Genomic DNA, 21,550 nt, shown 5'->3' with positions numbered 1-21,550 from the left:
TTATTCTACGCCAAGATGTATAAGCACTTTGAGTCCGCCAAGCTTCGAACGGGACGCCTCGAGTCCGTAGTCCGCCCCGTAATGCAGCTGTATCCGCCGATGAACATTCAGGAGACCCGTCGTCTCTTCCAGACGGTCGGCCGAGTGAACGAGCTTGCAGCTCAGCTGCTTCAGCTTGTCGTCGTCCAGATTGTTGCCGTTGTCCTCCACGCAAATCGTGAAACGCCCCTCATCCATGCAGCTCGTAACGGCCAGCTCGCCTGGGCCGGCCATTGCGCCGAATCCATGCTTGTAGGCGTTCTCGATGATCGGCTGCAGGATCAGGCGCGGCACCCGCAGCGGGGGCTCTTCAACGTCGAACCGTACACGAATCCGGTCTCCGTAGCATATGGTCTGCATGTCGAGGTACGTGCGCGAATGCTTTGCCTCGAGCGCAAGCGGAATGACGTCCTCGTCGTCGCGGGTGATGAATTGGAAGTATTCGCCGATGTAAAGACAAAATTGGTACGCCTTATCTTTATTCTCGGACTTGATCAGCCGGCATAAGACGAAAAAACAGTTGTACAGAAAATGGGGATTGATCTGCGACTGCAGACGCTTGAGCTCCGAACGCTGGCTCCGGATCTGCTGCTCGTAGTTTTGCTCAATCAACGTTTTCAGCGAATGAACCGTATCGTTGAAGGCCTGGTACAAATATCCGAATTCGTCGTGCCTGCGGTCGATCGAAACCGGGATGAGCTCCAGCTTTTGCACGCGTTTAAAGCCGTGGATGAGCCGCATGAGCGGTCGGTACATCAGCTTGATGAGCGAATATGAAAAAAACGTTCCCGCGACGACCGCAAGAGCGCATGCCCATAAAAACCACTGCCTGTACGTATGGATCGGGCCGAGCACGGCCGACTCCGGTATGCAGGCAATCAAATATGTCTTCCAGACCTCCGAGTATTTGAACACGGTGAGATATCGCTTGCTTCCAAACCGAACCATGTCATAACCCTGCTTCGCGCCCGCAACCTGCTTATGCTGGATGAAGGATTGGAGCGAATTCGATAGTTCGGAGTCATCGTTGCTGCGTATCTCCCAGCCCCGCTCCATGTTCATGAGCATGCTTTCGCCGCTGAGCGTTCCGGTGATCTGCTGCAGCGCCTCCTTGATTTTGTTCACGGACAATTCGACGCCCACGACGTATAGCGGACTTTTGAACGTATTCGTGGGATAGGACATCGTCAAGAACAGACGATCCTTCCAATAGATGAACGGCTCGCTGTAATTCGGCCCGCCATGCTGCATCGCGGCATATTCCTCCTCGTCGATCGAGGTTTCATATTTGACGCTGAGCAGCGTGCGGCCGATCTTCGGCACGTAGGCCTTGGCCTCGCGGATGAAGGGACTGGAGTTCTTCATCAGATCCAGGCGCTTTTGAATCATCGTGATGCTTTGCGCTCGTTCGTAATACGTCATGTCCGTACCAATCGCCGCGAGCTCCATCAAGTCGCTGTCCGTCACGTAATTGGGCAAGTACTGCGAAATGCGGTCAACCTCCTTATCCAGCGAATCCAGATAGAAGCTCGCCGTGTTGAGCGTGGAACGCGATATTTCCGTTTGAATGCTGCTCGCCCCCCGCTCATTGATCAACCAGGTAATCATCATGAGGGGGAGCAGCACGCTCAGGAATACCGCCATCATTTTCATGAAAATCGAGGAGTCCTTCAGTCGGAATAAGAGCTTCATGGTTCGTTCCCCCTGGATGAGTTGATCGGCGCGGAACTATTATTCTTTGACACTCCCCATCACAATTCCTTTAATGAAAAACCGCTGCAGCACCGGATAAATGACCAGGATCGGGAAGGCGGCAACGAAAATCTGCGCGGCTTTGCTCGTCCGGTCGGACAGCTTCTGCATCAGCTCGATGTCCTGCGATTTCAGGAAGCGCAGGTCCATTTTGATAATGATCGACTGCAAGAAGGTCTGCAGCGGGTACCCGTCCGGATGATTCATCAGAATCATGCCGTCGAACCAGCTGTTCCAGTGCCAGACGATGGTGAACAGCCCCGTGGTCGCAAGCGCAGGCATGGAAAGCGGCGCATAGATTCGCCACAGTGTCGTGAAGTGTCCCGCCCCGTCGATCTTGGAGGATTCCTCCAACTCCTTCGGCAGGCCCCGGTAGAAGTTCAGCAGCAGAATGATATTGAAGACCTGAACCGCTCCCGGCAGCACCAAGGCCCAAATTGAATCGATGAGACCCACCGCCTTGACGGTCATGTACCACGGAATTAATCCTCCGTTGAACAGGATCGTGAACACGAAAATCCAGGCGTAAAAGGTGCGCATGCCAAACTGGGTCGTTTCTTTGGATAGCGGGTATGCCGTCAGGATGGTAAGAAACATGCTGATCGACGTGCCGAGCACGACCCGCTGGATCGTCACCCAAAATGCCCGCATGTATTCAGGCCTGCCAAACACGTTCTGGTAAGCGGCCGGAGTGAAATCCACAGGCCACAGCAGAACTTTGCCGGCCGATGCGGCATTGCCCGAACTGAAACTGATCGCTAAGATATGGATGATCGGCATCAGACATAGACAGGATAACAGCGCAAGGAATACGACGTTGCAGCCCAGAAACAGCCGTCTGCCCAATGACTTTTTCATACGTATGACCGTTCTCCTTTGCTAGAAAATACGATAATTGGCGATGCGGTAGGCCAAGATATAGGATACGGAGATCAGAATGAACGAAACGATGGACTTCAATAGTCCGACCGCCGTCGCGAAGCCGTACTGCGCCTGCTCGATGCCCATCCGGTAGACGAATGTATCGATCACGTCGCCGCTCTCGTATACCTGCGGGCTGTACAGGTTGAAGATTTGATCAAAGCCCGCGTTGAGCACGTTGCCGATATTCAGCGTCAGCATCAGCACGATAATCGGCATCATGCCAGGCAGGGTGATATGAAGCGTCTGCTTCCAGCGGCCCGCGCCGTCGATATCCGAGGCTTCGTACAGGGACGGGTTGATGTTGGTCAATGCGGCCAAATACACGATCGTGCTGAAGCCGAATTCCTTCCATACGTCCGTTATGACCATGACATACGGAAACCACTTATTGTCGCCGAGAAAAAAAATAGGCTTGATGCCGACCAGCCCGAGAATCTGGTTCAGAACGCCCGTCGACGGAGACAGCACGTCGATGATGATCCCGCTCAGCAGTACCCAGGACAGGAAGTGGGGCAGATAAACCATCGTCTGGAATGCCCGCTTCATCCATTCCTTGCGCAGCTCGTTTAACAGAATCGCGACCGTGATCGGGACGATCAGGCCGGCGATGATTTTCATCGTGGCAATGTACAGGGTATTGAACAGGATCCGGCCGATGTCCGGGTAATCCATCAAAAACTTGAAATTCTTCCATCCAACCATCGGAGACCCGAACAGCCCCTTGGTGGGAATGTACTTCTCAAAAGCCATCATAATGCCTGCCATCGGAACATAGCTGAATATGATAATGAAGGCGAGTCCGGGGATGAGCATGATATGCAGCGGCCATTCCCGTCTCATTCTGCGTGTCAACTGAACCATTATGCATCACCTTGCCCTGAGTCAAATTAGAAAAAAGGGGGAATCGGAGCTTGCCGATTCCCCGCGTGCGGCCGCAGCTTGGAGGCATTCCCGCCGAAGCGGTAATACGCTCATGTATGCTGATCGCATGATTACTTGCTTTTGGCGTACCATTCGTTGACTTCCTTCGTGATGTCGTCTCCGCCCAACTTCTTCCACTCGGCCACGAACTTGTCGAATTCGTCGATGGAGACCTGGTTCATGATGATTTTCGTGAAAATCTCGTCGCGTTTGCGGTTTAGAATCTCGCGTTTTTCCACCATCGTCGGCGTCGGCGCGCCGTAGAACTTGTTCTGATGGAACAGGTCATGCGCTTTCAAATACGGAATATTGGATACGGCGCCGTTCGGGCCGGAAATGAGATATTCCCACCACATGCTGATGTCTTCCCCGTTCACGTATTTCATCGCCCGTTCATAGCGCGTTTTTTGGTCCTTCGTCACCGCCAGGCTTGCATCCTTCGTCTCGATCGCCTTCGGCAGCACTTCCCCGTTGTTGCTCGATAGATTGAAGGCCATGACCGGGTTCAGGAGCCAGTAGTTATTGCCTTTTTCCTTGAGATCTTTGCCGTACTCGTATACCTTCTGCTCCGGCGTCGGATGATTATCCACAGCGATCCATTGGTTCAGCAGCTTAATCAACGCCTCCGGATGCTTGGCTTTTTTGGATACGACATAATAGCTGCCCGTTCCCAGCTCAATCTGCGTCGAAGCCTCCGTGCCGTCCACGGAAGGAAGGCGGTATACTTTCCAATCCTGAACGACCTTGCCGTCCTTCACGGCCCCTTGGGCCAGATGGGCAGGCGTCCATTCCGCGCCATAGAGCACGCCGATCTTGTTGCTGAAGATGAGTTCCGATTCCTTCTGCATGTCCTTGACCGTGAATTCCGGATCGATCAAGCCTTTCTTGAACATATCCTGCAGCGCACGCAGCGCTTCCTTCATCTCAGGCTGAATGTCGCTGTTCATGAGCCCGCCTTGGCCGTCGTCCATCCACTGGTTAAGGTACGCATGGTAGCCGTTCATGAAGCCGACCATGCCGAGCGCGCCTTCATCGAATTTCTTGTTCAGCGCAAGGCCGTAAGATTTTCCCGTGCCGCCCGGATCCTTCGTCGCGAAGGCTTCCATGATGTTCATCAGATCCTGCATCGTTTTCGGCTCGGGCAGGTTCAGCTTTTTCATCCAATCGGAACGAACCCATACCAGCTGCGGCGCAAACGGGTTGCCCGTCTGAGGAATCGCCATCAGCTTGCCGTCGAAGGTGCCGGATTTCATCTGCAGGCCGCCGTCCTTTTGCATGAATTCCTTGGTCTCGTCACTTGCGTATTGGTCGTACACGCCGGTCAGGTCCTGGATCATATCCGCTTCGATCAGCTGCTGCACCTGCGCCGGGGTGGCCGGGAAGAAGTCGGGAATGTCGTTGGTCGTGATCGCCATCTTCAGCTTCTCCTGAAATTGCGGCCCGTCCACGGTCCCGTCCACGACCCATTGGTTCGTGATTTTGACGCCGATGTCTTTTTCGTAAGCATCGTATACGGCGTTCTTATCGAAGCTCTCGCCCTCGTCAAACTTCAAATACGGATCCTGCGCTCGCACCGTCGAAATCTCCAGGACGCCCTGGTCTTTTGCGGCCTCCTGCTTCTCTGTCGCGTCATTTGCCGCCGGCGGGTTCGTTTCCGCCGTTTTGCCGCTGCATGCCGTCATCCCGAGACTCAGGATGAGGGCAAGAATCAATCCCATTTTTCGCCTGTTCTGCACGTCAGACCCTCCTCATTGTTGAACGACTTGATCATGATTGCTTCTATCCTCATTATAGGTAGCGTTTGCAGAAGCACGCTATATACCGGTCTTTACTTCTGTATACAACTGTTGCGGGACGTCAGGAAACGCTGCTTCACACGGATCTGGATGGTTTCGGTAAAAAATAAATAAGGCAGCTTCCGTTAGCGGAAGCTGCTTTTTCGTATCCTTGCATATAAAAAACAGACCCCGGCGCATCGGGCACCGGGGCATCAAGCAATATATTATAAAAGGGGTATGGGTTTATTATAAGAGGCTTTTCTTAAAATAAGATGAAAATAACCTTCAAGGCAGCTTAATTTTCCTTCAAATTTCCCGCGACTGATCCAGATTTCCCCATTTTTCCAGCACCCGCTCCAAATCCTTCACCAGCACCGGCTTGCTTATAAAGTCATCCATTCCCGCCCCCAGACACATCCGGCGGTTATCTGTACCGGCAAACGCGGTAACGGCGATAATGACGGGCCGCTTCTTTTGACCGGCATGACGGCGGATAAACTGCGCCGATTCAATTCCGTCCATGACGGGCATCTGGACATCCATGAATATCAAATCATAGCGATCGCCTGAGGCCGACTGGAGCGCTTCGAGTCCATTCTCCGCCGTATCCGGATGGTATCCCATCTTATTTAACACCGTCGTGAGCAGCTTGCGGTTTACCGGATGATCATCCACCACGAGGATCTGCAGCGGACCGAAGGGCGGCAGCGTCCTTTCCGGAAGCTCCGGACAACCCGATGGAGCGGCTAGGCCGCCAGTGGCAAGCGTCCCCTTCTCCTGGCTGTCATCCGAATCCGCTTCCGTCTCATTCATCTCATTCGGCTCCCCAGGTGTCCAAACTCTCGTTTTCAAGGTGAAATAGAACGTCGTTCCCTGCTCTTCCTCTCCGCCCTGAATGACACCGATGGATCCTCCCATCAGTTCAACGAGCTTTTTGCAGATCGAGAGGCCAAGGCCTGTCCCCCCGTATTTGCGGTTGATGGCCGGATGCAGCTGGGAGAAGGATTGAAACAGCTGATCGAGCTTATCCGAGGGAATTCCGATTCCCGTATCCTTCACGAAAAATTCCAGCTGCAATTCATCTTCGGCGGAGTCGCTCGCGACACGTGCCGTGACGGATACTTGACCCGCGTCGGTAAATTTAATTGCATTGCCGACCAGATTAATCAGCACCTGTCTCAGCCGGCCTTCATCGCCACGGATCAGTTCCGGCATATCCGCTGATATGTCCAGGGTCAGTTTGAGATTTTTTTCGAAGGCTTTGGCGGTGAACAGCTCGGTCACCCCGCTTAGCGTTGAGCGGATCTGGATCGGGTCGTCGCTGAGCACCATTTTCCCGGCTTCGATTTTGCTGAAATCCAAAATTTCGTTCAAAATTTGCAGCAGCGCTTCGCTGCTCTGGCGGATGATGTCCATATAGCTTCGCTGCTCCTCGTTTAGCGGTGAATCCGCAAGCAGCTCCATCATCCCGATAATTCCGTTCATCGGCGTTCGCAGCTCATGGCTCATAATGGCCATGAATTCCGATTTGGCCCGGTCCGCGCGTTCTGCCGATTCCTTGGCTCGAAGAATCTGCTTCTCGTTGGTGATGTCGTTAAAGACGATGACAGCGCCCATGCGCTCGCCTTTGTCAAACAGGGGCGTGACGCCGTACGAAGCCAGGAAGCTCGACCCATCCTTCCGCCAGAATACCGACTCCTCCTTGTACAGGGCGACCCCTTCCCGGACCGCAGTCATGACGGGCGATTCCCTGGGTTGATAATGGCTTCCGTCCGCCCGGGTTTGCTGCAGCATGTCCAGGAATGTCTGACCTATCCATTCTCCCGCGCCGAATCCGAGCATTCGGGCCCCGGCGGGATTCATAAAGCCGGCCCGCCCATCCAGATCTACCCCAAAGATGCCTTCGGACACCGAATTCAAAATAAGGGCGTGCTCGTAGCTCAGCTTCTCGATCTGTTCCAAATGCTTTTTGCTCTCCGTAATATCGCTGGTAATGCCGTAAACGCCGACAATGTTTCCATGCAAAATAATCGGCACGTTAATGACGCTCACTTCAATCCGGTGACCGTCCCGGTGGCGCAGGCCGATTTCATAGCTCTGAGGCTTGCCTTTGGCCGCGAGACTGAAATGGTAAGCGGTCTTCTCCACGTCGACCGGGTCGATCAGCGGCGTGAAATGGTTATGGACCATTTCTTGCTCCGTGTAGCCCGTCAGCAGCTCCTGGCCGCGGTTCGCCGACAGCAGATTGCCTTCCAGGTCAAGAGAGGCTACGCCTACGGGGTTGTATTCGAATAAGGATTTGTACTCCTCCAGCTGAAGATCAATTTGCTTGCGCTCCGTGATATCCCGGGAAACCGAAATGACCTCTTCCACTTCTCCGTTCACGTTATAGGTATACCGGCTGTTGGTTTCGAACCAGATATACGTACCGTCTTTGCGGCGGAAGCGGAAAGTAAAGGCCTCCGGAGAATCGATATCCAGCGCGGAAATCAAATGATGCCGAACCTTCTTCACATCGTCCGGGTGAATATAGCTGCGGCTCGATGTCCCGACCATTTCCTCCGGTTCATACCCCAGCAGGCTACGGCATATCGGAGAAACGTAAATAAAGGTCAGATCCTCGTCAACCTTATGCCGCGAAATAAAGTCCAACGAATAATCCATGATGAGCTTATAGTCCTGCTCGCTCTGCTTAAGCTTCTGCGCCATTTCGACCCGTTCATTGACATTGCGGCCGATCGTCAGAATACGCTTGATATTGCCGCCTTGGTCCTGCACAATTTGATAAGCCGTCTCGAGCCACAAGTAATGACCGTCCTTATGCCGGACACGCCGGGTGAGCACACTGTCAAGCGAATACAGAGCGCTCCCGTTCAGCATGTCCGCCGCGTCATCCGGATGATAAAAATCCGCACGGTGCCGGCCGATCATCTCCTCGGGCTCATAACCGAGAATACGCTTCATCGATGGGGAAACCTGCTGAAGAATGCCATCCGCGCTGCTCGAGGAGAAAAGAAGATCCGAATTTTTCTCGAACAAAATCCGCATATCCGGATCCATGGCGGGAATCTCCTGCGCCGTTAGGGTCTCCGGCAGCAGCTCGGCTTCCTGGACCAGATAAGCCGGATCTCCTTCTTTACCGGTATAGGCCAGAGAAACGTTCAGCTTTACCCGGATTTCATGTCCGTCTTTATGTATATATCTTTTATCAAGACAGGTGCTTTGACCTGAAGATTCCTGCAGCCGTTCGGCAAGATATGCCGGAGATAGCGTTCTGTCGTCCGGATGCGTCAAATCCGGTTCTGTCACGGTTAACATTTCGGTTTCCGTATATCCCAGCATCGCAGCGTGAACGCTGCTGACGGCCACCCACCGCCCTGTAGCGGCGTCAACCATGGCCAGCGGAACCGATACATGCTTATATATTTGCTGAAACATATCGTTTTGAAGCGAGTTATTCACAGCTTGTCCCCCTTGCTTTAACTTGTAGGATGCTCCCAAAATGTATAGCGGCAATCGGTTGAATCCCTCTCACCCGAGAACGATTGGAGAAATAAATCTCCGGAACAAACAGATCCTATCTATGTATATCAATAAACCCAATGGTCTGGCTTTGTATCATCATCATAAAAATACATTTATCATGCCGCTCGGCGACCATTAAAAAAGCAATCCGGAAGGAGCCCTCCCGGATTGCTTTTCAAGTACGATATGTCGAGATCTTCGGTTCAAGGCGGATTAACCAAGCACAACTTCAACCGTATGCGTTTGACCGTCACCGTACACAGGCAGGATATTTCCCTGAACGGCACTGCCGTCCACGCTTACGGAAACAACCCCTTTACTGGCATGGTTCGGGTTTGTGATATGAATGACGTACGTGTCGCCGCGGAATACGCGCGTAATGGTATACTCCTCCCAACCCGCCGGGATGCAAGGATCGACCTTGAGCCCGTCATAGTCGGGTTGAATGCCCAGAATCGACTGCGTAATCGCCACAAAATTCCATGCTGCCGTTCCGGTGAGCCAGGAGTTTTTGGCCTCGCCCTGACGGACCGCATCCTTGCCGGCGATCATCTGCGAATACACATAAGGCTCTGTGCGGTGAATCTCGCTGATTTCTTCCAAATAAGCCGGCGCGATTTTCCGGTACAGCTCGAAAGCACGATCACCGCGGCCAATCACGGTTTCAGCCATCATGACCCATGGATTGTTGTGGCAGAAAATGCCCGCGTTCTCTTTGTACCCCGGCGGATACGAGGAGATTTCCCCGAGATTGATATAATATTTCGAATAAGGCGGATTTTGCAGCACGATTCCGTATGGCGTTTCCAGCCTTTCCGCTACAGAATCGAGCGCTTTCTTAGCCAGCCCTTCCTCTACCCCGATGCCGGCCATCACGCAGAAGCCCTGCGGCTCGATAAAGATTTGCCCTTCGTCGCACTCCTTGCTGCCGACCTTTTGTCCGTAATGATCGTAAGCGCGCAGGAACCAATCGCCGTCGAAGCCGTGTTCCAGCGTCTTCTCCCGCATCGTTTGGATATGCTTCTCCGCCGCAGACGCTTCCTCGGCCAAGCCGCGACGTCTGCACAGCTCCGCAAATTCCGGTCCGGCAAAGACGAATAATCCGGCGATAAAGACGGATTCTGCCGTCCGTCCTTCAATATGCTGCGTCGTCTGGAACGATTCGTCGGGCACGTCGGAGAAGCAGTTCAGATTCAGGCAATCATTCCAGTCCGCACGCCCGATGAGCGGCAGACCATGTGGTCCTAGATTCTCAATCACGTGGTAGAAGGAGCGTTTCAGATGCTCGAACAGCGTCGCCGTATTGGCAGGATTGCAGTCAAAAGGTACCTGCTCATCCAGGATGGCGAAGTCTCCCGTTTCTTTGATGTAAGCCGCCGTTCCCACGATAAGCCACAGTGGATCGTCATTGAAGCCGCCTCCGACCTCGTTGTTCCCTTGTTTGGTCAAAGGCTGGTACTGGTGATACGCGCCGCCGTTTTCAAACTGGGTCGAAGCGATATCCAGAATGCGCTCCCTGGCCCGCTCCGGAATCTGATGGACGAAGCCGAGCAAATCCTGATTCGAATCACGGAAGCCCATGCCCCGCCCGATCCCGGATTCGAAGTAGGATGCCGAGCGCGACATGTTGAACGTCACCATGCACTGATACGGATTCCAGATGTTCACCATGCGGTTCAGCTTGTCGTCACGACTTTGAATCATGTATTTGGACAGCAAACGGCTCCAATATTCCTCCAGTTCATCCATCGCATCCTGAACGCCCGCATCATCCGCGAAGCGTGCGATCATGGCTTCGGCGCGGATTTTGTTGATCACTCCCAGCGCTTCCCATTTATCCTCTTCCGGATTTTCCACATAGCCCAGCACGAAATTCAGGGATGTCGACTCACCCGGCGCCAGCTCTATCTCCACGCAGTGCGAAGCGACCGGCGACCAGCCGCTGGCAACGGAATTGGCGGACTTGCCGGCGGCAACGGTTTGCGGCGCCTCGAGGCCGTTATACAGACCGAGGAAGGACTCCCGGTCCGTATCGAAGCCCGCGATCTCCCGGTTCACCGCGAAAAAGGCGTAGTGATTGCGCCGCTCCCGGTACTCCGTTTTGTGATAAATGACCGATCCCTTTACTTCTACCTCGCCTGTGCTTAAATTGCGCTGAAAGTTGGTCATGTCATCGTAGGCGTTCCACAGGCAAAATTCGATAAAGGAGAACAGCTTGATCTTTTTGGGAGCCGCCGAGGTGTTCGTTACGGTCAGCTGATGCACTTCGCCGTTATATTCGAGCGGAACGAAAGCCAGCTGTTCGGCGCGGATTCCGTTCCTTTCCCCGGTGATACGGGTGTAGCCGAGCCCATGGCGGCATTCATAAAAATCCAGTTCCTTCTTCACCGGCATCCATCCTGGCGTCCAGAAATCCCCGGCGTCATACAGGTAAAAATAGCGCCCTCCGTTATCGACCGGAATGCTGTTGTAACGGTACCGGGTCAATCGGCGCAGACGCGCATCCCTGTAAAAGGCATATCCCCCGCCCGTGTTGGACATCAAACCGAAAAAATCTTTCGTGCCCAAATAGTTGATCCACGGATAAGGCGTCTTGGGTGTCTGGATAACGTACTCTTTGCGGGCATCGTCAAAAAAACCGTACTTCATTCGCTGTTTCCCCTCTCAAACGATTATGTGAACGCGCGTTTATTTTGCGCTATGATCAAGCCCGTTACCGGGCTTATCTCTGAAAGCTGCCTTCATTCACTCATTTCATTTCAAACTTTTACAGGTTTCCCGCACCATCAGCCGGGTTGGAAAGCTCATCGTACTGAAGGAGCCGCTGCCCTGCTCGCACATCTCCACAACATGCTGCGCCGCTGCCTGCGACATCTCGTAAATGGGCAGCCGGACCGTGGTGAGCGCGGGTGACAGCTGGGAAGCGATCGGGATATCATCGAAGCCGATGATGGAAATATCGCCGGGAATCCGAAGCCCCAGCTCCCTGCAGGCATCCATCGCTCCCAGCGCCATTTCGTCGTTGGCCGCGAAAATAGCCGTGGGACGATCGTTTTGAAGCATCCGTTTCACTTCCGCATATGCCTTTTGCCGGATAAACAGCCCGTTGACGATCCATTCCTCGGGCACCTTCAGCCCATGCTCCTGCATGGTGTCCACAAATGCCTGACGGCGTTCCCGTCCCGACAGCGTATTCAACCTTCCGCTGACAAATCCGATCCGCTCATGGCCATGTTCAATCAAATACCGGACGGCCATGGCTGCCCCTTCGTAATCCTTCGAATTGACGACAGCGGCATATTCTTTGTCGAGCCGGTGCTCCAGCAGCTCCGCGATATCGTAATCGATCAGTACGAACGGGAGCTTCAGCTTCGCGATGGCACGAACCATACCGTCGTTTTTCTCTGTGCCGACAATGATGCCCCCGTCGATTCTCTTTTGCAGAAATGCCTGCTTGACCTTGAGAAAATCATCCTCCGAATAAACCGTATGGATCAGCACGTAGTAGCCGAGACGGTTCAACGTATCCACGATGGTTTCTACGAAAGGGGCGAAATAGCTGTTCTGGTAAATGCGGTTCGGATTATGCTGTTCCGCGGTGCTGACCACGAAAAGACCGATGGTGTTCATGCCTTTGCCGGCAAGAACCCGCGCGGAGGTGTTGGGCTCGTAATGGTTCTCCTCGATGACCTTCATCACCTTGGCGCGCGTCTTCTCCGGGACGTTGGCATAGTTGTTGATGACGCGGGAAACGGTGCTGCGGGACACCCCCGCCAGTTTGGCAATGTCTTCGCTGCGCATGGAATCTCCTCTTCTTGTGAAACCGCGTTTATTTTCCAATTGTAACCTCACCTGCGGGCAAAAGACAATAACCAGATTCATTGAACATCGTCTTTCCTGCCGAAAAAAATAAAAAACACCCGAAGCCAACAAGCAGGCTCAAGGTGTTTCAGTTTTCATATGGGATTACAGCAGCGCTTCAATTGCGTTCTCCAGGTCGAGCGGACTTACGGGAGATTCGAAGCGATCCACTACGCTGCCGCTGCGGTCAACCAGGAATTTGGTGAAATTCCATTTGATATCGTTTCCTTCGAGCAGCTCCGGCTGCTCCTTCTGAATGTACATCGACAGCATTTTGGCTTCCGAATCGTTCAAGTCAAAGCCGCGGAATGGCGCTTCCTCGCTGAGATAAGCGAAAAGGGGATGCTTGTCCGCGCCGCGAACATCGACTTTTTCGAACAGCGGGAAGGTCACGCCGTAATTGATTTGGCAGAACGTGTTGACTTCCTCATTGCTGCCGGGCTCCTGCCCTCCGAACTGGTTGGAAGGGAATCCGAGGATGACGAGTCCGCGATCCTGATATTTTTCATGCAGCTTCTGCAAATCGGAATACTGGGCGGTAAAGCCGCATTCGCTCGCCGTGTTTGCTATCAGGAGCACTTTGCCTTCATATTCAGACAATGCTTTTTCTTGACCGCGAATATTTCTTGCCTTGAATTCGTATACGCTCATTGTTTGATCCTCCATTTAGGGCCAGTGGATATGCCAGCAGCCTTTTATTTTAATTCCCTGGATTCTTTTTTTGATTTTATAAAATTATATTTTGAACAATATAAATATAGCACAGCTTCATTCTTACATGCAACTTGCGGTGCCGATCAGGATATTTTTAGAAAAATGGGTAATATATAAACGATGCATTTTCGGGAAACATGCTTAGCTCTGATTGGATGCCTCCCGATATTATTCACTGCTACCCAAAAGGAGTGTTGACCATGAAATTATCCGGCAAGACAGCCATCATTACCGGTGGAGCCAGCGGGATCGGCCAGGCGACGGCGCGTTTATTCGCAGAGGAAGGCGCCAACGTGGTCATAGCCGATTTTTCCGAAGCGGGACAGGAGGTTGCGGACCGGCTGCAGGATGACGGCCACCGCGCGATCTACGTCAAAGTGGACGTCACGGAGGAAAAGGATATCGAGGCGCTGATTGAGCGCACGGTGCATACGTTCGGCCAGCTCGATATTATGTTCGCCAATGCGGGCGTCGCCAACGACGAACCGGCGGATTCGCTCTCGCTCGAAAAGTGGCAGCGTACGCTGGACGTGAATCTGACGGGCGTATTTTTGTCCGATAAATATGCCATCATTCAAATGCTCAAACAAGGCACGGGCGGCGCGGTTATCAACACCGCCTCCATTCACGGACATGCCGCGAAGGCCGGCGTTACGGCATACGGCTCATCCAAAGGCGGCGTCGTCATGCTTACCCAAACGCTGGGCATCCAGTATGCCAGCCGCGGCATTCGCGTCAATGCCGTTTGCCCGGGATACATCGATACGCCGCTGCTCAAGGTGCTGCCGCCGGAAGCGAAGCAGAAGCTCGTCGATCTGCACCCGATCGGACGGCTCGGAAGCGCCGAAGAGGTCGCCAAGGCCGTCCTGTTCCTGGCAAGCGAAGATGCCTCCTTCGTGGTGGGCAGCAGCCTGATGGTCGATGGCGGATATACCGCGCAATAACCCAAAAAAGCGTCCGGCTCATGGCCTTTCCAGGCTGGCTGAGCTCCGGACGCTTTTTCAATGTCTTGCAGTCGGTGCTGCTGCGGAGTTTGTACCAAGCTCACTCTACGCTGATCCAGGTTCCGGCGGGTATTTCATTCGTCCTTTTCCCTTTTACATGCCATAAAGCCGGTACATCCTTCACCTGCAGCAGTTCCACCTCAAACGGCCTCTTTTCCGGCAGCCTCTGAAACCGAAGACGCAGCCGGTTACCGTCCACCGAGCTTTCCTCGGGCTCCATCGCTTCCTGATCCCGGTTATCCACGCTTTCCGGAAGAATCCTCCCTCTGGAACCTTGATCGACCCGCTTGTTAAAGGAGATGACCACCTCGTTCTCCCCTTGAATCCGGGCAGATAGCGGTATGGGGGGATCATCGTACATGTATCCGCCCAAATGGTATTCATATGCCGTCCAGGAATGATAACCCAAGTCATATACCGTGTTCTGGAAACGGTTCAGCCATGAGCGATCCTTGACCATGTTCGCCCTTGAGCCGATATCCGCTTGGATGCCGAGCGGAAGGTCGGGATAAGCGGCCCGGATCGGTGCCGCAAAGCTCTCGTAGCCGCTGGCGTAATCCGCTTTGAGATTGCGCTTCATCCAGTCCGGCCAATGCGTCTGCAGCACATGCAGATCCGGCTTGACCTTGCCGATCATGGAGATCGCGTCCAGCCCCTGCCATTCCTTCAGCCGCAGCGTCGACACCGACCCGCCGTCCACGGCGAGCGACCAGGTCGCGACCAGAATGTCCGGCCGGGTCTCGCGCGCGCCGCCGCTGCCGTTAATCACTTCATCGATGAGCGTATTCACGGCCTCCACGCGAAAATCAATCCATTTAGCGTATGTATCCGGCGTTTTTTTATAATAATTGGCTGCAAACCGGTTCACGAATTCAGGGACGGACAGTCCGTGCTTTTCATGAAATGCCTGCTGCGCCGCCGGTCCAATATCCCCGTATACGCCGCGGCGGATGCCATCCCATTCGGGAAAATAAGGCTCGGCAATCTCGATGCCGTCAAACGGATACTCGCGGAGCATCCTGGATACAGCCTGCTTTTTCCACTGGACGTACTCCGCGGAAAATGGGGAAAACCGTTCAAAACCATCATTCAGTTCCTTGATGAGTCCCATTTTCCAGGATGCCCATTCCGGCGGTAAATGCGAGGTTGAAAACGTCCCGTTCCCGAGCACCAGTGCCCAGACCGCAATGTCTCTGCGATGAAAGGCGTCGATCAGTCCGGCATTGATTTGGTTTTCATTCACCACGAAGTAATGAACGGTTTCGTAGCCCGCGAGCTGTATTTCTTCAGCAATGCTGTCTGCGGAACGGTTAAGATAATAAGGAAACAAAGGATCGATTTGAATGCTCGGCCCCTCCAGGGCCCAGGCTCTTGCCGGTTCGCTTCTCACGTCTTACTCCTTTCTGTGAAGCTAGGGGTCTTGCCCCTGTACACGTAAAAATACGTTAACATTCATAATCCCCGCACCAGCCCAAATTCCTTCTCATACAATAGAGCAAACCATGCATAGCGGAGGGATGCTCCATGTCTATACTGAAGCTCAGGAATCACATTACGCTGCAGCAGCGTCTGGCCCAGCTGACAGGCCACCTGGTCGAAATCAACGGCGCCGGCCTCGGACTCGAACCCGGAAGACTGCAGCGTGTATTCAAATGCAATTTCATACAGGTGCAAGGAGAGCTGTTCGTCCCTTTAAGTCTTCAGACGATCCGGGTATTCGATATCAAGCCAGCTCCCCGCTCGGTCCGCGTCGGCCTGCGCACCACCTTCAGCACCGGCTCTGCATTTTCCAGCATACGGCTGGTCCAGATCGGAAGCGATTTTGTCGAGGTCGAATCCAAAGGGAAATTCCCTTCACGCATTTTGTTCCCTTTGAATAAAATCGAAGGCATATTCCCTCTGCGCCTCAAATCGAAGAGCTGAACAATGACCTTACAGCTCCGCCCATTTTAATACGGCCAAGGCGGCCAGATGCACCGGATAAAATGAACGCCACAGCCATTTTCGTACCCGGATTTGCTCCAGCCGCTTCCAGAGGTTCGGACCATAAACGATCAACAATGTTGGAGCGATGCTGAGCATCTGTACCAGCCCGCCAGGTCCATAGGCCAGCAGATACAGCAAATTGAGCGCCAGATGGGCAGCAACCAGCCGCTCGCCTCGGAACCAGCGGAAGATCAGCACCATAAACAATCCGTAAGCGCCATAGTCAAAGGGAAAAATCTGCATGATTGCCGCGGCTCCGATAACCATGCTTCCTTTGACCCATAAAGACGGCGTCTGATCCATAAGCTGCATGACCATGGCAGCCATAAGCAAGGTTGCGATCACGTTCAGGCCATGCGGATTCAAAGCCAGCTGATACGGGATTTGTGACAGCAGCGCAAGCGCAAACAGTCTTGTCAGATACATCGTTCTCGATCTTGTATATATATATGCCCCTGAACCAAAGCGTACGCATAAATCGGAAAAGCGATCCTGCCGATCACGCGCAGCCACGTTTGTCCTTCAAACCAAACCATGCCCAGGTGGTCCACCAGCATGGTCAGCATGGCGATCAGCTGCATCGGCCCTTCCTCCTTTTTGCCTGCCCGGCTTTTGTCTTACATTCTATTTTACTTTGTGCAAGCTCTTTCTCCAAGTTCCGCTCCTGGTATGATATATTCATAAAAGAAATCATATCAACTCGCCTTAAGGAGGGTCACAACTTTGAATTTTGACAAACAGATTACAAGAAACCTCACGGGCTCTGAAAAATGGGACGGAATGAACACAATCTTCGGTACAGCCGATGCCCTGCCCATGTGGGTGGCCGACATGGATTTTGAATCCCCCCCATCGGTTATCGAAGCCATGCAAAAGCGCGTCGAGCACGGGGTTTTTGGCTATACCATGCAAACGGACGCCTACAAGCAGTCGATCGTAAACTGGATGAAGCAGCGCCACCAGTGGGAGATCGAAACGGATTGGCTCGTATTCTGCCCGGGCGTCGTTCCTGCGCTCAGCTTCGCCGTTCAGGCGTTCACCGAGCCGGGAGACAAGATCGTCATTCAGCCGCCGGTCTACCCACCGTTCCACAGCGTCGTCCAGAATCACGGACGTGAGCTTGTCCTGAATCCGCTTAAGCAGGAGAACGGACAATACGCCATGGATCTTGAAGCGCTGGAGCAGATCTTCAGCCGCGATCAAGTCAAAATGCTCATTCTGTGCAGTCCGCACAATCCGGTGGGCCGGGTATGGAGCGCCTTAGAGCTTGAAGCGTTGACGCAGCTGTGCATCGAGCATCATGTACTGATCGTGTCCGACGAAATCCATGCCGATCTCGTTTACGAGGAGCAGAAGCATACACCGCTTGCCAACATATCGGAGCAGGCCCGCAGCCGTTCGATCATCTGCACCTCGCCAAGCAAAACCTTCAACATCGCCGGACTGAACACGTCCAATATCATTATTCCCGATCCGGACATCCGCGACACGTTCAAAAAAGCGCTCCAGCTGTACCATGTAGGTTCCATCAGCGCGCTTGGAAGCACGGCCGCGGAAGCAGCCTACACGGGCGGAGCCGAGTGGCTGGATGAAGCGCTTGTCTATATGCAGCACAATATCGACTACGTCCTGGATTATCTGCAGGAGCGCATTCCTGAAATCAAAGCCCAGCGGCCGGAAGCCACTTACCTGCTGTGGCTGGATTTCCGCGCGCTTGGCATGACACCGGACGAAACGGCGGCATTCCTGCTGAGCCGGGCCAAGCTTGCCTTCAATCAGGGAGCGGCTTTCGGGCAAGGCGGGGAAGGCTTTATGCGCATGAATATTGCGTGTTCCAAAGCCACGGTTGTCGAGGCGATGAAACGGCTCGATCGCGCCGTTACCGAGTGGCGGCAGGAGCAAAAGAACGCCTGATCCTTTGGAGGGCGCAGGCTCTACCATCTTGCTCCGTCATTGAGTCTTGATTCAGTTCATGCCATAAGGGTACTTAACTACTGATATGTATAAGACATCCAAGGAGGTTATCTACCATGGCAGAACAACGACTTTCCGGAAAAATAGCCGTCGTCACCGGAGGCGGCTCGGGGATTGGTGAGGCGACAGCCATCCGCTTCGCGGAGCATGGAGCCAAAGTGTACATGCTCGACCGGACGCCGGAGCACGCGGAGAAAACCAAGGAGCGGATTAAGGCAGCGGGCGGCGAAGCGGTGGTCATCGCATGCGACATCTCCAAGCCGGAGAACGTGAAGCAAGCATTTGACCGCATCGCCGAGCTCGAGCCCCGGATCGATGTCGTCTTCGCCAATGCGGGCATCAACGGCACGACGGCTCCCATTGAGACGATGGAGATCGAGGAATGGGATCAGACCATCCATACCAATCTCCGCGGAACCTTCGCGACGGTGAAATATGCGATTCCCCTGCTCAAGGAGAAAGGCGGCAGCGTCATTATCACCAGCTCCATCAACGGTAACCGCGTGTTTTCCGGCATCGGCTTTTCGGCGTACTCGTCGACGAAGGCCGGACAAGTCGCATTCATGAAAATGGCGGCCCTGGAGCTTGCCCGTTACAAAATCAGGGTGAATGCCGTTTGTCCCGGAGCGATCGACACGAACATCGACGATAGCACCTATCCTTCCGACGATCTGAAAAAGGTCCAGATTCCCATGGAATTTCCGGAAGGAAGCCATCCTCTGGAGCACAAACCAGGCGAGCCTGAGCAGGTTGCCAACCTGGTTCTTTTCCTGGCATCCGATGAATCCTCCCATGTCACGGGCACCGAAATATACGTGGATGGGGCGGAATCATTGCTTAGGGGCTGAACATCAGCGCATCTCCTCCAAAAAGAGTCCGAGCCCCCCGGGCTCTTTTTTTTTTGAATATTTAGATAAAGGCTATGAAAAAAATGACTCATTTTGTCGAAATATAGTAGAGGTTTCTCCAATTTCAGGCAAATGGAGAATCACTATACATATAAAAAACATCTGGGGGAATTTTTTTGAAAGATCAGCGTAAGGGAGTCTGGCAGAAATTCATGATCAAAAGACTCCGAAGCAGGCTCATGCTCATCATCTGTCTCATGGTCATCATACCCAACATCGTCATCGCCTTGTTTGCCACGAACAGCGCGAAAAGCCAGCTGCAGGATAAAATGGAGGATACGACCCAGTCGAGCGTCACGCTGCTGAACAAGCTGATCGACACGATGGTTCAAATGGAAGTCTCCAACGTGAACCAGCTAGCCAATCAGATCACGTCGGAAGATATCGATCAGCATTCCGTAAAGGCACGCAAGCTGATTAATGATTATAAGGCCCAGCACCCGGAAATCGAAGTGGTATCCATCGGCAATGACAACGGCGCCTGGATGAAATCGCCGGATCCCGGTCAGGAGGAGTTTGATCCGCGAACCCGCGCATGGTACACCCTGGCCAAAAAATACCCGAGCCAGGCGATGGTTGCGGATCCCTCCGTCTCGTTCAGTACCCATAAATATGTACTGACGATTTCCAAAACCCTGCCTGACCGCCTTGGCGTCGTCAATCTCAGTCTCAGCATCGCAGAGTTGGACAAAATCGTCAAAAACATTCATCTCGGCAACAAAGGCTATTTATATCTAATGGATCGCAACAACATCATGATGTCGCATCCTCTTCTTCAAACCGGAGAACAATCCAAGGGCGCGCAGCTGGAGGTCATGAGCCGCCAGCGCGAAGGTTTCCTGGAATACGTCAATACCGATACGAACGTGCTTCAGCATGCATATTACACCACGAACAGCAGCACCGCGTTCAAGATCGTGGGCGTACTTCCCGACAGCGAATACGATAAAGCCGTCGCGCCTATTTTTTATACATCCGTCATCGTCCTCGTGATTTCGGTCGCCATCGTCTTGGTGCTCCTGTTCTTTATTATCCGCGGTATAACCCGCCCGATAGAGCAGCTGAACCGTTCAGCCATTCGCGTCAGCGAAGGTCATCTGGACGAACAAGTGCTAACAAAGCGCAAGGATGAGATCGGAACGCTGGCCGGCAATTATAACGGCATGGTCGCCTCCTTGCGGCGCATGGTTATCGAGATGGGCGACACGTCCGGCCAGCTGGCCGCCTCCAGCGAGGAGCTGAATGCAAGCACGGAGATGAATGCCCAATCGGTAGAGCTCGTATCCAATCTTGTATCGGAATCCTCTGAAGGGGCCCAAATTCAGGCCCTGGCGACAGAGGAAACCGCCCGCACCATTGAGGAAATGACCCGCGGTATCCAGAAAATCGCCGAATCCGCCGGCATGATCGTGGATTCATCCGGCCGTACCGAAGAGGATGTACATGCAGGAAGCCGGAAAATCCGCCAAGTCAGCGAACAGATGGACACCATCCTGCATTCCACGATGGAATCGGCCGAGCTGATGGAGCAGCTTCATGATCACAGTGCGAATATCGCCGCCATGAGCACGGCCATTGCGGAAATCTCCAAGCAGACGAATCTGCTCTCGCTGAACGCCGCCATTGAAGCGGCGCGCGCAGGCGAGCATGGGCGGGGCTTCGCCGTGGTGGCGGATGAGGTCCGCAAGCTGGCGGACCAATCGAACATTACGGCCGCCGACATTCAGCAAACGATCGTGCAAATGACGGAGCTCATCGGTAGTGCATTCGACGTCATGAAAAACAAAGTCCAAGCCGATGTGAATCAAGGGCTCGGCGTGACCGCCGAAGCGCTCGAAGCCTTCGTGAACATTGAGCAGTCCGCGAAGCAGATCTCCGATCAGGTTCAGGACATTTCCGCGGTAACCGAGCAGATGTCGGCGAGCAGCCAGGAAATCTCCGCGGCGATCCACGAGGTTGCCGGCATTTCCCGTCAGACGGTCGATTCCTTTGAACGCGTGAACGCCGCCAGTCAAGAGCAGCTGGCATCGATGGAGGAGATCACGTCTTCCGCTGCAGGGCTCGCACGAATGGCGACAGACATGCAGACCATGATCGACCGTTTCAAAATGGAAAAATAAATGATGTCGCCAAAAGGAGCAATAAAAAAGGCCGACCCGCATGT

At 53.6% G+C, this 21,550-nt stretch carries 16 protein-coding genes; 5 read left to right on the top strand and 11 right to left on the bottom strand.

The window, feature by feature from the left end; genetic code table 11:
• From PCH05_RS20065 to PCH05_RS20030, 8 genes are all read right to left on the bottom strand, one after another.
• Entirely contained in the window at positions 1-1,731 is a 1,731-nt protein-coding gene (locus PCH05_RS20065; protein ID WP_127605168.1) for a sensor histidine kinase, read from the bottom strand.
• A gap of 39 nt (positions 1,732-1,770) precedes the next feature.
• The gene (locus tag PCH05_RS20060; RefSeq protein ID WP_127605166.1) at positions 1,771-2,649 is read right to left on the bottom strand and encodes a carbohydrate ABC transporter permease; all 879 of its coding nucleotides are present in this window, start codon (positions 2,647-2,649) and stop codon (positions 1,771-1,773) included.
• A 21-nt stretch (positions 2,650-2,670) separates the two neighbouring features.
• Entirely contained in the window at positions 2,671-3,576 is a 906-nt protein-coding gene (locus PCH05_RS20055; RefSeq protein WP_174806283.1) for an ABC transporter permease, read from the bottom strand.
• A 131-nt stretch (positions 3,577-3,707) separates the two neighbouring features.
• Positions 3,708-5,354 (bottom strand): extracellular solute-binding protein, encoded by a 1,647-nt coding sequence (locus tag PCH05_RS20050; protein WP_127605347.1) that lies wholly within the window; start codon positions 5,352-5,354, stop codon positions 3,708-3,710.
• A gap of 366 nt (positions 5,355-5,720) precedes the next feature.
• Entirely contained in the window at positions 5,721-8,876 is a 3,156-nt protein-coding gene (locus tag PCH05_RS20045; protein WP_127605164.1) for a PAS domain-containing hybrid sensor histidine kinase/response regulator, read from the bottom strand.
• A 276-nt stretch (positions 8,877-9,152) separates the two neighbouring features.
• Positions 9,153-11,588 carry a glycoside hydrolase family 94 protein gene (locus PCH05_RS20040; protein WP_127605162.1) on the bottom strand — a complete coding sequence of 812 codons (2,436 nt, stop codon included), beginning with the start codon at positions 11,586-11,588 and terminating at the stop codon, positions 9,153-9,155.
• A gap of 105 nt (positions 11,589-11,693) precedes the next feature.
• Positions 11,694-12,740, bottom strand: coding sequence for a LacI family DNA-binding transcriptional regulator (locus PCH05_RS20035; RefSeq protein ID WP_127605160.1), 1,047 nt, complete (start codon positions 12,738-12,740; stop codon positions 11,694-11,696).
• 165 nt (positions 12,741-12,905) lie between these two features.
• Positions 12,906-13,451, bottom strand: a complete 546-nt coding sequence (locus PCH05_RS20030) for a glutathione peroxidase (RefSeq protein ID WP_127605158.1) — start codon at positions 13,449-13,451, stop codon at positions 12,906-12,908.
• 263 nt (positions 13,452-13,714) lie between these two features.
• On the opposite strand from PCH05_RS20030, the gene PCH05_RS20025 reads away from it, so the two are divergent.
• Positions 13,715-14,458 (top strand): SDR family NAD(P)-dependent oxidoreductase, encoded by a 744-nt coding sequence (locus PCH05_RS20025; RefSeq protein WP_127605156.1) that lies wholly within the window; start codon positions 13,715-13,717, stop codon positions 14,456-14,458.
• A 100-nt stretch (positions 14,459-14,558) separates the two neighbouring features.
• Here PCH05_RS20025 and PCH05_RS20020 read toward each other — a convergent pair whose 3' ends face one another.
• Positions 14,559-15,908, bottom strand: a complete 1,350-nt coding sequence (locus tag PCH05_RS20020) for an N-acyl-D-glucosamine 2-epimerase (RefSeq protein WP_127605154.1) — start codon at positions 15,906-15,908, stop codon at positions 14,559-14,561.
• A 134-nt stretch (positions 15,909-16,042) separates the two neighbouring features.
• On the opposite strand from PCH05_RS20020, the gene PCH05_RS20015 reads away from it, so the two are divergent.
• Positions 16,043-16,441 (top strand): hypothetical protein, encoded by a 399-nt coding sequence (locus PCH05_RS20015; RefSeq protein WP_127605152.1) that lies wholly within the window; start codon positions 16,043-16,045, stop codon positions 16,439-16,441.
• A 9-nt stretch (positions 16,442-16,450) separates the two neighbouring features.
• On the opposite strand, the gene PCH05_RS20010 is transcribed toward PCH05_RS20015, so the two are convergent.
• Together PCH05_RS20010 and PCH05_RS28120 are read right to left on the bottom strand one after the other, a co-directional pair.
• On the bottom strand, positions 16,451-16,930 hold the full coding sequence (locus tag PCH05_RS20010) for a TraX family protein (protein WP_326069295.1): 480 nt from the start codon (positions 16,928-16,930) through the stop codon (positions 16,451-16,453).
• Positions 16,921-17,085 carry a TraX family protein gene (locus tag PCH05_RS28120; RefSeq protein WP_326069296.1) on the bottom strand — a complete coding sequence of 55 codons (165 nt, stop codon included), beginning with the start codon at positions 17,083-17,085 and terminating at the stop codon, positions 16,921-16,923. Before PCH05_RS28120 ends, PCH05_RS20010 begins: the two co-directional genes overlap by 10 nt.
• A 142-nt stretch (positions 17,086-17,227) precedes the next feature.
• On the opposite strand from PCH05_RS28120, the gene PCH05_RS20005 reads away from it, so the two are divergent.
• From PCH05_RS20005 to PCH05_RS19995, 3 genes are all read left to right on the top strand, one after another.
• Complete coding sequence (locus PCH05_RS20005; protein ID WP_127605150.1) at positions 17,228-18,418, top strand: MalY/PatB family protein; 1,191 nt, start codon at positions 17,228-17,230, stop codon at positions 18,416-18,418.
• Between the two features lie 116 nt (positions 18,419-18,534).
• Positions 18,535-19,326, top strand: coding sequence for an SDR family oxidoreductase (locus PCH05_RS20000; protein WP_127605148.1), 792 nt, complete (start codon positions 18,535-18,537; stop codon positions 19,324-19,326).
• Between the two features lie 212 nt (positions 19,327-19,538).
• Positions 19,539-21,506 carry a methyl-accepting chemotaxis protein gene (locus PCH05_RS19995; RefSeq protein WP_246049795.1) on the top strand — a complete coding sequence of 656 codons (1,968 nt, stop codon included), beginning with the start codon at positions 19,539-19,541 and terminating at the stop codon, positions 21,504-21,506.
• Positions 21,507-21,550 lie beyond the last annotated feature (44 nt).

Source organism: Paenibacillus chibensis (assembly GCF_004001045.1).
GTDB classification, from domain to species: Bacteria; Bacillota; Bacilli; order Paenibacillales; family Paenibacillaceae; genus Paenibacillus_AQ; species Paenibacillus_AQ chibensis.
Note: the sequence above shows the minus strand (reverse complement) of the source record. Positions and strands in the feature narration are given on the sequence as shown.

Bases quoted from the DNA above. Each gene is read 5' to 3' on its own strand.
- PCH05_RS20065 (WP_127605168.1), bottom strand. From the start codon at position 1,731: ATGAAGCTCTTATTCCGACTGAAGGACTCCTCGATTTTCATGAAAATG.
- PCH05_RS20060 (WP_127605166.1), bottom strand. From the start codon at position 2,649: ATGAAAAAGTCATTGGGCAGACGGCTGTTTCTGGGCTGCAACGTCGTA.
- PCH05_RS20055 (WP_174806283.1), bottom strand. From the start codon at position 3,576: ATGGTTCAGTTGACACGCAGAATGAGACGGGAATGGCCGCTGCATATC.
- PCH05_RS20050 (WP_127605347.1), bottom strand. From the start codon at position 5,354: ATGGGATTGATTCTTGCCCTCATCCTGAGTCTCGGGATGACGGCATGC.
- PCH05_RS20040 (WP_127605162.1), bottom strand. From the start codon at position 11,588: ATGAAGTACGGTTTTTTTGACGATGCCCGCAAAGAGTACGTTATCCAG.
- PCH05_RS20035 (WP_127605160.1), bottom strand. From the start codon at position 12,740: ATGCGCAGCGAAGACATTGCCAAACTGGCGGGGGTGTCCCGCAGCACC.
- PCH05_RS20030 (WP_127605158.1), bottom strand. From the start codon at position 13,451: ATGAGCGTATACGAATTCAAGGCAAGAAATATTCGCGGTCAAGAAAAA.
- PCH05_RS20025 (WP_127605156.1), top strand. From the start codon at position 13,715: ATGAAATTATCCGGCAAGACAGCCATCATTACCGGTGGAGCCAGCGGG.
- PCH05_RS20015 (WP_127605152.1), top strand. From the start codon at position 16,043: ATGTCTATACTGAAGCTCAGGAATCACATTACGCTGCAGCAGCGTCTG.
- PCH05_RS20010 (WP_326069295.1), bottom strand. From the start codon at position 16,930: ATGTATCTGACAAGACTGTTTGCGCTTGCGCTGCTGTCACAAATCCCG.
- PCH05_RS28120 (WP_326069296.1), bottom strand. From the start codon at position 17,085: ATGCAGCTGATCGCCATGCTGACCATGCTGGTGGACCACCTGGGCATG.
- PCH05_RS20000 (WP_127605148.1), top strand. From the start codon at position 18,535: ATGGCAGAACAACGACTTTCCGGAAAAATAGCCGTCGTCACCGGAGGC.
- PCH05_RS19995 (WP_246049795.1), top strand. From the start codon at position 19,539: ATGATCAAAAGACTCCGAAGCAGGCTCATGCTCATCATCTGTCTCATG.